Origin of the sequence: Amycolatopsis sp. NPDC004625, assembly GCF_040609695.1 — a bacterium.
Classification (GTDB): Bacteria; Actinomycetota; Actinomycetes; order Mycobacteriales; family Pseudonocardiaceae; genus Amycolatopsis.
Genome location: NZ_JBEXKX010000003.1, coordinates 80,925 through 92,852 on the forward strand (window position 1 = coordinate 80,925; position 11,928 = coordinate 92,852).

An 11,928-nucleotide genomic window follows, 5' to 3' on the forward strand; every position below is an offset into this window, starting at 1 on the left:
GCCGGGTTACCTGACCGGCGCGCCCGCCGGGACCGGGCCGCCCTGGCCGGCCCCGCCCTGCGGCCGGGCCGAGACCTGCGGCAGCGGCACGGTCTGCAGCACGCGCGTGATGATGTGGTCGATGGGCACGCCATCGGCCAGCGCGTCGTAGGACAGCACGAGCCGGTGGCGCAGCACGTCCGGCACGACGTCGACGACGTCCTGCGGCAGCACGTAGTCGCGGCCGCGGACCAGGGCCAGCGCGCGGGCGGCCGCGATGATGCCGAGGCTCGCGCGCGGCGAAGCGCCGTAGGAGACCCAGCCGGCGACGTCGGCGAGGCCGTGCTCGTTCGGCGTGCGAGTGGTCAGCACGAGGCGCACGACGTAGTCGACCAGCGCGTGGTGCACGAACACCTGCGAGGCGACGCCCTGCAGCCGGACCAGCTCGCCGGGGCTGAGCACCTCGTGCGGGGTGGGCGGGGTGACACCCATCCGGTAGATGATCTCGCGCTCCTCCTCGGCGGAGGGGTACTCGACGAGGATCTTGAACAGGAACCGGTCGCGCTGCGCTTCCGGCAGCGGGTACACGCCCTCGTTCTCGATCGGGTTCTGCGTGGCCAGCACGAGGAACGGGTCCGGCATCGGGAACGTCTGCCCGCCGATCGACACGTGCCGCTCGGCCATCACCTCGAGCATCGCCGACTGCACCTTGGCCGGCGCGCGGTTGATCTCGTCGGCGAGCACGAAGTTGGCCACGACCGGGCCGAGCTCGACGTCGAACCGCTCGGCGCCCTGACGGTAGATCCGGGTGCCGAGGATGTCGGCGGGCACCAGGTCGGGCGTGAACTGCACGCGGGAGAACGAGCCGCCGACGACCCGGGCGAACGTCTCCACCGCGAGCGTCTTCGCCACGCCGGGCACGCCTTCGAGCAGCAGGTGGCCCTTGGCCAGCAGGCCGACCAGCATCCGCTCGACCAGGCGGTCCTGGCCGACGATGATCCGCTTGACCTCGAACACGGTCCGCTCCAGCAACTGGGCGTCCCGGGCCGGTGTCGCCTGCTGGCCGTTCCCGCCCTCGGCGTAGCCGGGCTCGGTCACTCTGCCTCCTCGAATTCTCGTGCGCCGCCCCCGCGACGGTGATCACGCGGTGCGACCGTACTGCGCCCCCGGTCGTGCGGCTCATCCGGCACGCGGACGGGCCTGCCCCACGATCAGCCAACACGGTCACCGGTGTGGCACCTGTGAAGCACTCTCCGGCGAGACAGCGCGGCCGGGAGGAGCGAGGATGCGGAGATGACCCGCGTCCGGCTCGCCGAACTGGTCGCCACCCTGTCGCTGGTGGCCGACCTCGGCATGGGCCGCCCGATGGAGCGCGTCCTGCGCCAGACGGTGATCACGCTGCGGCTGGCCGAAGCGGCCGGCGTCGAGTACCGGATCCGGGCCGCCGCCTACTACACCTCGCTGCTGACGTGGATCGGGTGCGCGGCGGACACCAGCGAGCTGGCCGGGCTGTTCGGGGACGAGACGCAGCTGTACGCCGACAGCCACGACGGCGACCTCGCGGGCGTCACGATGGCGCTGTTCGTCGCGCGCCACCTCGGCGGCGGCAGCTCGCGGCTGCGGCGGGCCGGGCTGGTGGGCCGGTTCCTCGCCACCGCCGGGAAGCCGGTCCAGCGGGTGATGCAGGCGCACTGCCAGAGCGCCGGCGAACTCGCCGACCGGCTGTGCCTCGGCGACGACGTCCGCCGCCCGCTGCTGCAGGCGTTCGAGCGCTGGGACGGCCGCGGGATCCCCGGCCTCGCGGGCGGCGACGAGCTCGCCCTGGCGATCCGGCTGGTGCAGCTCGCCGACAACGTCGAAGCCTTCCACCACACGGCGGGGGTCGAAGGCGCGCTCGCCGTCGCCCGCGAACGCCGGGGCACGCAGTTCGACCCGCGGCTGGTCGACTGCTTCCTCGAGCACCACGCCCCGATCCTCGCCGGCCTGGACGAGATCCGGGCCTGGGACGAGGTGATCGCGCTCGACCCGCGGCTCGGCGAGCCGCTCCCGGACGCCGAGCTCGACCGGGCGCTGCTGGCGTTCGCCGACTTCGCCGACCTCAAGTCGCCCGACCGGCTCGGGCACTCCCGCGGCGTCGCCGGGCTCGCGGCGGCCGCGGCGACCCGGCTCGGCCTGGCCCCGGCCGACGTCGTCGTGGTGCGCCGGGCCGGGTGGGTGCACGACATCGGGATGATCGGCGTGCCGAGCGCGGTGTGGAACGCGGCGAAGCCGTGGTCGCTGGCCCAGCGCGAACGGGCGCGGACCCACCCGTACCTGACCGAACGGATGCTGGCCCGGGTGCCGGCGCTGGCCTCGGTGGCGCGGTGCGCGGCGCAGCACCACGAACGGCTCGACGGCTCCGGCTACCCCCACGGCCTCTCCGGCGACGCCCTCGCCATGACTTCGCGGGTTCTCGCGGCCGCGGACGTCTACCACGCCTTGGGCGAGCCCCGTCCGCACCGCGCGGCCCTGCCGGCTGCCGCCGCCGCGAAGGTCCTCGCGGCGGAAACCCGCGCCGGCCGGCTCGACGGCCAGGCGGTCGACGCCGTGCTGGCCGCGGCCGGGCGGCGGGTGCGCCGTTCGGTGCCGGGCCCGGCCGGGCTGACCGCCCGGGAGACCGAGGTCCTGGTGCAGCTGGCGCGCGGGCTGTCCAACCCCGAGATCGCGGCCGCGCTGACCGTGTCACGCAAGACCGTCTCGACCCACCTGGAGCACATCTACGCGAAGCTGGGCGTCTCGACGCGGACTCAGGCGGCGCTGTTCGCGATGCGGCACGGGATTGTCGGGTAGTTGCCCGATCCGCCCGGCCGCCGCCGCCCGTAGAACAGGGGCATGACCACACACACCACCGCCTTCTTCGACGGGCTGGCCGGCCAGGACTTCGCCCGGCTGGCGTCCGCGCTGGCCGGCGACGCCCACCTCAGTGCCCTGATCCCGCCGGGCCTGCGGGAAGTGGAGGGCGCGGCCGAGATCCAGGCGACCTTCGCCCGCTGGTTCGGCGACACCCTGGGCTTCGAGCTCGTCGAGACGGCCGTGGCGGAGCTCGGCCCGCGGCTGCACCTGCGGTGGCGTGCGCGGCTGCGGGCCGCCCGGCTCGGCGACGGCTGGTTCGTGGTCGAGCAGCAGGCGTTCGCCGACACCGCCGTCGACGGCCGCATCACCCGGATGAGCCTGCTCTGTTCCGGCTACTGCCCGGACGGGCGCGCCTGAGCGGCACGCGATCACCTCCGTCCGGCCCGGTTCAGCGGTGCCGTTCGAGGTCCTCGGGCGTGTCGATGTCGTCCGCTTCGCCCCGTTCCGCCGGGATTTCGGCGACCCGGAGCCCGCCGAGGACGCGGCGCAGGGCCGCGTTCGCCACGTCGTCCGGCAGCTCCGCGCGAAGCGCCGCCGCCCGCCACGCGCCCAGCAGCCACTGCCGCTTCCCCACCGCGTCGACCAGGACGGCGCCGTCGCCGTCGCCGATCCCGGCCACCAGCCGGTCCACAGTGGACCGCCGGACCCCCGGCAGATCGGCGGCCAGCACGACGACGGACTCGACGTCGTCGGGCACGAACACCAACCCGGCGGCCAGCGCGGCGACGGGCCCGGTACCGGGCACCGGTTCCCGCGTCCACACGACGTCGAACCCGGGCCGCCGCGGCCCGACCACGATCACCCGTTCGGCGCCTTCGAGGGCGTGGACCGCGCGGGCGAGCAACGGCTTGCCCCCCACCGACAGGGCGGGCTTGTCCACACCGGACAGCCGGCGGGCCGAGCCCCCGGCCACCACGATCCCCGCGTACCGCATCCGGGGAATCTAGCGGCCCGAGGTAGGTGAAGCCCAGCACGCCGCACGGAGCTGCCCCGCCGCCGGCCGCTTCCGCCCTCAGGTCGAGCCGGACCGCCAGCCGCTTCGCCCCCAAGGTCGAGCCGCACCGCAGCCCTCCGCCCTCGGGTCGGCCGGACACGCCGCCGGCCGCGGGCGATCAGACCGGCCAGTCCGGCGCCGGGCCGAGGACCTCCCGCCGCACCGGCCGCCTCGCGCGACCCTCCCACGGGTGTCCATCCCGGGCCCGCGCCCGGCAAGCCGAAGGCTCCTACCTACCCCACCAGCCGCGTCGCGTACGGCATGATCCCGCCGTAGCGGACCGGGGCCACCCGGACGCGCAGGCCGGACTGCGGGGCCTCGACCATCTGCCCGCCGCCCAGGTAGAGGGCCACGTGGTGGATGCCGCCCGGGCCGCCCCAGAACAGCAGGTCGCCGCGGCGCATCTGGGACAGCGGGACCTGGCGGCCCGACGAGTACTGGTAGCCGCTGTAGTGCGGCAGCGAGCGGACCCCGGCGAAGGCGTAGATCATCAGGCCGGAGCAGTCGAAGCCGATCTTGTTGTAGTCGCCGTAGCGGTCGGCGACGCCGCCGTCGCGGATGCCGCGGGTCGCGCCGCCCGCGTTGCCGCCGCCCCACGCGTACGGCATCCCGAGCTTCGACAGCGCCCGGGCGATCACCGCCTCGATCGACGAGCCGGCCGAGCCCGAGGGCGCCGGGCCACCCGACGGACGCCCGCCGCCGCCGGCCGATGCGAGGGCGGCCTGCCGGGCGCGTTCCTCGTCCTCACGCTGCTTCTGCGCGAGCCAGTCGTCGTAGCGCTGCCGCTGGCCCTGCAGCCCGCTGACCTTGGCCTGGGCGGCGTAGAGCTGCTGCTCGACGTCGGACTTGTTCTTCTCGAGCTGGGTGTTCTGCGCCGCTTGCCCGTCCTGGGCCCGCTCGGCGGCCGTCTGCGCGACGTCGGCACTGTTCTTGGCCTGGCGCGCCGCGTCCTGCTTCTGCCGGGCGATCTCGGCGGCCTTGCGGGCCGCGGCGTCCTTGTTGGCCTTCTCGGTCTGCGCCTGCTGGAGCCGGTCGAGGGCGTTGAGCCGGTCGCCGCCGACGGCGTCGAGCAGCTGCGCGCGGGCGAGCATGTCCTTCGGGCTGTCCGCGCTCAGGTACGCCGAGAGCGAGCCGACCGTGCTGCCCTGCTGGAAGCTCGCGGCGGCGAACGTCTTCAGGTCCGCGCGGGCCTTCTCGATGGCCGCCGAGGCCGCGTCCGCCTCGCCCCGGGCGGCCTTGGCGTCGTTCTCCGCCTGCGTTGCGTCGTCCTGCGCGGTCTGCAGGTCGACCAGGGCCTTGTTGGCCTCTTCCTGCTTGAGCTCGACGTCGTCCTGCAGCTGCGACAGCTTCTGCTCGGCCTGGGCCAGCTGGTTGGTCAGCCGGCCGACCTCGCCCGCCTTCGCGTTCGCGTTGGCCTTGCCGGCCTGGATCTCGGAGTCACTGGGGTTCGGCGGCGGCGGGGGCGCCGCGAGGCCCGTGCCACCCGCGCCGAACAAGATCACCAGCGTGAGCGTGCTCACGCTCAGTCCCCGGCGGGCGTGCGGCCCCCTCGGACCGCGGGACCGTCCTAACAAGACCGCCACCTCCGCTCACCAGCGCACACCGCGTGTCACTGCAGTCACACCACTATCACAAGCATCAGCGGAAACTTACACAACGTAGGCACCAATTCCCCTCATTGAGGGACCCCTGCACCAGATGGCGCAGCCCACACCGCGTGTCGGCTTGTCCGTTAAACAGGACACGCGTACTGTTTGAGGCACCGCGAGGTGTGCCATCCCGAATCCGGTCCTACGGTGGGGGTGCGCAAGACTCGCCACCACCGAACCCGACCGAACTGACCCGGGACTCGACCGCCGCACCGGCGCGGAAGTCCACGCCACTGGAGTTAGACGTGACCGCACCTGCCAGCAAGGACAGCTTCGGCGCCAAAGACACGCTGAAGGTCGGCGACGCCTCGTACGAGGTGTTCCGCCTGAACAAGGTCGAGGGCGCCGAGCGGCTGCCCTACAGCCTCAAGATCCTGCTCGAGAACCTGCTGCGCACCGAGGACGGCGCGAACATCACCGCCGACCACATCCGCGCGCTCGGCTCGTGGGACCCGAACGCCGACCCGTCGATCGAGATCCAGTTCACGCCCGCCCGCGTGATCATGCAGGACTTCACCGGCGTGCCGTGCGTGGTCGACCTGGCCACCATGCGCGAGGCGGTCACCGACCTCGGCGGCGACCCCGACAAGGTCAACCCGCTCGCCCCGGCCGAGCTGGTCATCGACCACTCGGTGATCATCGACGTCTTCGGCCGCGCCGACGCCTTCGAGCGCAACGTCGAGATCGAGTACGAGCGCAACCGCGAGCGCTACCAGTTCCTGCGCTGGGGCCAGGGCGCCTTCGACGAGTTCAAGGTCGTCCCGCCGGGCACCGGCATCGTGCACCAGGTCAACATCGAGCACCTGGCCCGCACGGTGATGTCCCGGGGCGGCCAGGCCTACCCCGACTCCTGCGTCGGCACCGACTCGCACACCACCATGGTCAACGGCCTGGGTGTGCTGGGCTGGGGCGTCGGCGGCATCGAGGCCGAGGCGGCCATGCTGGGCCAGCCGGTGTCGATGCTCATCCCGCGCGTCGTCGGCTTCAAGCTGACCGGCGAGATCCCGGCCGGCGTCACCGCCACCGACGTCGTGCTGACCATCACCGAGATGCTGCGCCGCCACGGCGTGGTCGGCAAGTTCGTCGAGTTCTACGGCGAGAGCGTCGCCGAGGTGCCGCTGGCCAACCGCGCCACCATCGGCAACATGAGCCCGGAGTTCGGCTCCACCGCGGCGATCTTCCCGATCGACGACGAGACCGTCCGCTACCTCAAGCTGACCGGCCGCTCGGCCGAGCAGGTCGCGCTGGTCGAGGCGTACGCCAAGGAGCAGGGCCTCTGGCACGACCCGTCGCGCGAGGCGGCCTACTCCGAGTACCTCGAGCTGGACCTGTCGACGGTCGTCCCGTCGATCGCCGGCCCGAAGCGCCCGCAGGACCGCATCGAGCTGTCGGACGCGAAGTCGTCGTTCCGCAAGTCGATCCACGACTACGTGGACGGCGAGGACACCACGCCGCACACCAAGATGGACGAGGCTTCGGAGGAGTCCTTCCCGGCCAGTGACGCGCCGTCGCTGTCCTTCGCCGAGGACGACGCCGCGCCGGTCACCAGCTCCGCCGCGAACGGCGCGTCGGGCCGCCCGAGCAAGCCGGTCAAGGTCTCCAGCGAAGACCGCGGCGAGTTCATCCTCGACCACGGCGCCGTGGTGATCGCCTCGATCACCTCGTGCACCAACACCTCGAACCCGTCGGTCATGCTCGGCGCCGCGCTGCTCGCCCGCAACGCCGTCGAAAAGGGCCTCGCGGTCAAGCCGTGGGTGAAGACGTCGATGGCGCCGGGCTCGCAGGTCGTCACCGACTACTACACCAAGGCCAACCTGTGGCCGTACCTGGAGAAGCTGGGCTACCACCTGGTCGGCTACGGCTGCACCACCTGCATCGGCAACTCCGGCCCGCTCTCGGACGAGATCTCCGCGGCCATCCAGGAGAACGACCTCACCGCGGTTTCGGTGCTCTCGGGCAACCGGAACTTCGAAGGCCGGATCAACCCCGACGTGAAGATGAACTACCTCGCGTCGCCGCCGCTGGTCATCGCCTACGCGCTGGCCGGCACGATGGACTTCGACTTCGCGAACCAGCCGCTCGGCCAGGACGGCGACGGCAACGACGTCTTCCTGAAGGACATCTGGCCGACGTCCAAGGAAATCCAGGAGACCATCGACCACGCGATCACGCAGGAGATGTTCACCAAGGACTACGCGGACGTCTTCGACGGCGGCGAGCGCTGGAAGTCGCTGCCCACCCCGGAGGGCAAGACCTTCGAGTGGGACGCCGAGTCCACCTACGTGCGCAAGCCCCCGTACTTCGAGGGCATGACGCCGGAGCCGTCGGCGGTCACCGACATCACCGGCGCGCGCGTGCTGGCGAAGCTGGGCGACTCGGTCACCACCGACCACATCTCCCCCGCCGGCGCGATCAAGCCGGGCACCCCGGCCGCGCAGTACCTGACCGAGCACGGCGTGGAGAAGAAGGACTTCAACTCCTACGGCTCGCGGCGCGGCAACCACGAGGTGATGATCCGCGGCACGTTCGCGAACATCCGCCTGCGCAACCAGCTGCTGGACGACGTGCAGGGCGGCTACACCCGCGACTTCACGGTCGAGGGCGCCCCGCAGGCGTTCATCTACGACGCGGCGCAGAACTACGCGGCGCAGGGCACCCCGCTGGTCGTGCTGGGCGGCAAGGAGTACGGCTCGGGCTCGTCGCGGGACTGGGCGGCCAAGGGCACGTCGCTGCTGGGCGTCCGCGCGGTGATCACCGAGTCGTTCGAGCGCATCCACCGCTCGAACCTGATCGGCATGGGCGTCATCCCGCTGCAGTTCCCGCAGGGCGAGTCGGCTTCGTCGCTGGGACTGGACGGCACCGAGACGTTCGACATCGCGGGCATCACCGCGCTGAACGACGGCGACACGCCCCGCACCGTGCACGTCACGGCCACCAAGGCCGACGGCACGAAGGTGGAGTTCGACGCGGACGTCCGCATCGACACCCCGGGTGAGGCGGACTACTACCGCAACGGCGGCATCCTGCAGTACGTGCTGCGGAAGATGACGCAGGCGTAAGAGTTTCCGGTTCGGAGAGGCCTCTCCGCTCGGCCGAGCGGGGAGGCTTTCCTTTTCGCTATCGTGGCCACCATGGGGGAATCGCTGCGCCACGACGAACGCGGCCACGGCCGGCCGCTCGTGTTCCTGCACCCGGGCGGCTTCGGGCGGCAGGTGTGGGACGAGCAGCTGGACCGGTTCGCCGCGAGCCACCGGGTCATCCGGTACGACGCCCGCGGGCACGGCGACTCGCCCGCGGCGGTGCCCGGGTTCTCCCACTTCGGCGACCTCCGGCAGCTGTTGGACACGCTGGGGATCGAGCGCGCGGTGCTGGTGGGTTCCTCGCTGGGCAGCCGCACGGCGGCCGACTTCGCGCTGGCGCACCCGGATCGGGTCGACGGCCTGGTGCTCGCCTCACCCGGGTTGAGCGGCATGGTCGAGCGCGACCCGTTCACCCTCGACCAGCGCAGGCAAGCCGGCGAGGCCATCGCGGCCGGCGACCACCCGCGCGCGTTCGAGTGCGTGCTCCGCCTGCTCGTCGACGGCCCGCACCGGACCCCGGACCAGGTCGACCCGGACATCCGAACCCGCTTCGGCCGCATGCTGGCCGACAACGTGCGCAAGGGCCACGGCGGCTTCCCCCTGGGCGACGAGCTGACCGCGGTGACCCGCACCGCCGAGCTCCGGGCCCGGACGCTGGTGATCACCGGGACCCTCGACACCGCCGACATCCACGAGATCGCGGACCTGATCGCCCGCGAGGCACCGGACGCGCGCCGGGTCGCGATCGAGGGGGCCGGACACCAGGTCAACGTCGAGCAGCCCGCCCGGTTCGGCGAGCTGCTCGACGAATTCCTCACCTAAGCCGGCACCGCCACCCACCGCACGCTCGACACCGACGGCTCCAGCGAAAGGCGCGACACCGCGGCCTCCATCTGGGCGTCGTCGCGCTGGTCGCCGATCAGCTCCGCCCGCACCTCGACCGTGCGGTTCTCCCGGTCTGTGCTCAGCACCGACAGCAGCCGGAAGTCCGTGCGCGTCAACGCCTGCACGAGCAGGGCCCGCACGTGGGCCTCGGCCTCGTCGCGGGTCACCGCCTGGAACTCGTAGCGCGCCGGCGTCTCGTCGCCCGACTCCGGGCGGCGGTCGACGACGCGACCCAGCGGCCGCAGCACCACGTTCACCCCGACCACGACGGCGGTCCCGGCCGCGGCGACCACGTACAGCCCGGCCCCGGCCAGGGCCCCGACCGCGGCCGAGCACCACAGCGTCGCCGCCGTGTTGAGGCCGCGGACGTTGAGGCCGTCACGCAGGATCACCCCGGCGCCGAGGAACCCGATACCCGAGACGATCTGGGCGGCCACCCGGGTCGGGTCGGCGTCGCCGCTCGAGGCCAGCCCGCCGAAGCCGTGGGCGGACAGCAGCACGAACAGCGTCGCGCCGACCGCGACGAGGGCGTTGGTGCGCAGCCCGGCCATCCGGGCGCGGAACTGGCGCTCGACCCCGATGACGGCACCCAGGCCGACGCCGGCTCCCACGCGCAGCAGCATTTCGAAGATGGTCATTTCCGGCTCTTTTCCGGCGTGCGCGCACTGCCGGACAGGGGGCGGCCGGACTCAGCCCAGCGGGAAACCCCCGGTGAGCGCGCGCCCGGCCGTCCGATGACTGTCCGCTGGCATGTGCCGCTCACCTCGCTTCCCGTGTCCGTCGAAGATCAACCACGCCAGCGTAGCCGGTCCCGCGGCCCGGGCGAGGGCCGCGGGACCGGGCTCACACTCAGAACGGCTGGACGTTCGGCTGGAACACCTGGCCGTTCGCCGGCACCTTGAGGTCGGTCAGGTAGTCGGCCACGGCCTGGTCCACGCCCAGCGCGTCACCGAGGATGCAGTGGCCGAAGGCGTCCACCGACAGCAGCCGCGTGTTGCCCAGCTCGGCCGCCATCCGCTGGGCGAACCGGTACTGGGTCGCCGGGTCGTAGAAGTTGCCGACCACGACCACCGGGACGTCCGTCCTGGCCCGCCACGGGCCGCGGTAGGCGTCCGGCTTCTTCGCCGGCCACACCGGGCAGGCCGCCGTGTCGGCGAACGCCTGGTAGCGGCCGAAGGTGCGCGACTCGCGCTCCCACTGCGCGGCGATGTCCGGCACCTGCTCCTGCCGGATCCGGAACGGCTTGTCGGCGCAGTTGACCGCGAAGTACGAGTCGTCGCTGGTGTACGGGCTGTCCGGGTTCTGGTCGGCGAGGCCCTGCTTGCCGGACGTGAGCACCTTGAGCTGCTTGCCCGGCAGCGCCTGCACCTGGGCGCCCGCCGGGTGGATCGCCGCGTAGAGCGTCTGGAGGTCCTGGGCCAGGCCGGGGAACCGCGCCGGCGAGTACAGGGCGCTCGACACCCCGCCGGTGAACCGGCTGATGTCGAGCGGGTCGGCACCCGGGAGGGTGATCGGCTGCTTGCGCAGGTACTCGCGGAGCTCGTCGAACTTCGCCCGCGGGTTGCCGTCGCTGAACGCGCACTTCGCGCCCGCCTGGTCACAGCGCTTCAGAAACCCGTCGAGCGAGAGCTCGAAGCCCTGCGCGCGCTCGCGGTCGTACTGGACGCCGTCGCTGGTGCGCAGCGCCGGGTCGACGTTGCCGTCGATGACGATCGCCCGCGACTGCTTCGGGAACATCGACGTGTACGTCGAGCCGATCAGCGTCCCGTACGAGAAGCCGACGTAGGTCAGCTTCCGGTCCCCGACCGCCGCCCGCAGGGTGTCGAGGTCGCGCACGACGTCCTTGGTGGACATGTGGTCGAGCAGCGCGCCCGCGTTGTTCCGGCAGAACCGGCCGTAGTCGCGGTAGCCGGCCAGGGTGCCCGAGATCTCGGCGCGCGAGAGCGGCACGCCGATCATCGTGCCGAAGACCTCGTCCGCGTCTTCCTGCGTGGTGAAGCAGCGCAGCGGGTTGCTGTCGCCGACCCCGCGCGGGTCGAAGCCGATCAGGTCGAAGCGGTCGAGCACCTGCGGCCGGAAGTAGTACTGGCCGCCGGTCGGCATCGTCAGGCCCGAGCCGCCGGGGCCGCCGGGGTTGAGGAACAGCGAGCCGACGCGCTTCTCGGGCGTGCGGGCCGCGCGCTTCATCAGGGCGATGTCGATGGTGCCCAGTGACGCGTCGTCGTGGTCGATCGGCACGCGGTAGCGCGCGCAGCTGTAGAGCTTGAGCTGGTCCTCGGGCACGCCGGCGAGGAGTTCGCTCGCGCAGGTGCCCCAGGTGACGGCCGGGGTCGCCCCGACGACCGCGGGCTTGACCGCCGTGTCTTCGGCCGCCCCGGCGATGCCGGCCGGCCCGGCCAGCCCCAAGCCGGCCACGAGCGCCCCCACCAGCGCGAACGACCGCACCCGG

At 72.5% G+C, this 11,928-nt stretch carries 9 protein-coding genes; 4 read left to right on the forward strand and 5 right to left on the reverse strand.

Features of this window, described 5'->3' with window-relative positions; all coding sequences use genetic code 11:
- Positions 1-6: 6 nt before the first annotated feature.
- Positions 7-1,077, reverse strand: a complete 1,071-nt coding sequence (locus ABZW17_RS04115) for an AAA family ATPase (protein WP_086673929.1) — start codon at positions 1,075-1,077, stop codon at positions 7-9.
- A gap of 195 nt (positions 1,078-1,272) precedes the next feature.
- Between ABZW17_RS04115 and ABZW17_RS04120 the strand changes: the two genes are divergently transcribed.
- The gene (locus ABZW17_RS04120) at positions 1,273-2,808 is read left to right on the forward strand and encodes an HD domain-containing phosphohydrolase (RefSeq protein ID WP_354809433.1); all 1,536 of its coding nucleotides are present in this window, start codon (positions 1,273-1,275) and stop codon (positions 2,806-2,808) included.
- Between the two features lie 42 nt (positions 2,809-2,850).
- Entirely contained in the window at positions 2,851-3,228 is a 378-nt protein-coding gene (locus tag ABZW17_RS04125) for a nuclear transport factor 2 family protein (RefSeq protein WP_354809435.1), read from the forward strand.
- A gap of 31 nt (positions 3,229-3,259) precedes the next feature.
- Here ABZW17_RS04125 and ABZW17_RS04130 read toward each other — a convergent pair whose 3' ends face one another.
- Positions 3,260-3,805 (reverse strand): NTP transferase domain-containing protein, encoded by a 546-nt coding sequence (locus ABZW17_RS04130; protein ID WP_354809437.1) that lies wholly within the window; start codon positions 3,803-3,805, stop codon positions 3,260-3,262.
- 293 nt (positions 3,806-4,098) lie between these two features.
- On the reverse strand, positions 4,099-5,385 hold the full coding sequence (locus ABZW17_RS04135) for an NlpC/P60 family protein (RefSeq protein ID WP_354809439.1): 1,287 nt from the start codon (positions 5,383-5,385) through the stop codon (positions 4,099-4,101).
- Between the two features lie 374 nt (positions 5,386-5,759).
- On the opposite strand from ABZW17_RS04135, the gene ABZW17_RS04140 reads away from it, so the two are divergent.
- Both ABZW17_RS04140 and ABZW17_RS04145 read left to right on the forward strand, forming a co-directional pair.
- Complete coding sequence (locus ABZW17_RS04140; RefSeq protein WP_354809440.1) at positions 5,760-8,573, forward strand: aconitate hydratase; 2,814 nt, start codon at positions 5,760-5,762, stop codon at positions 8,571-8,573.
- Between the two features lie 72 nt (positions 8,574-8,645).
- The gene (locus ABZW17_RS04145) at positions 8,646-9,416 is read left to right on the forward strand and encodes an alpha/beta fold hydrolase (RefSeq protein WP_354809441.1); all 771 of its coding nucleotides are present in this window, start codon (positions 8,646-8,648) and stop codon (positions 9,414-9,416) included.
- Here the strand turns inward: ABZW17_RS04145 and ABZW17_RS04150 are convergent.
- Together ABZW17_RS04150 and ABZW17_RS04155 are read right to left on the reverse strand one after the other, a co-directional pair.
- Positions 9,413-10,117, reverse strand: coding sequence for an MgtC/SapB family protein (locus ABZW17_RS04150; RefSeq protein WP_354809442.1), 705 nt, complete (start codon positions 10,115-10,117; stop codon positions 9,413-9,415). The genes ABZW17_RS04145 and ABZW17_RS04150 overlap by 4 nt on opposite strands.
- Before the next feature lie 211 nt (positions 10,118-10,328).
- The gene (locus ABZW17_RS04155; RefSeq protein ID WP_354809889.1) at positions 10,329-11,924 is read right to left on the reverse strand and encodes an alpha/beta hydrolase; all 1,596 of its coding nucleotides are present in this window, start codon (positions 11,922-11,924) and stop codon (positions 10,329-10,331) included.
- Positions 11,925-11,928 lie beyond the last annotated feature (4 nt).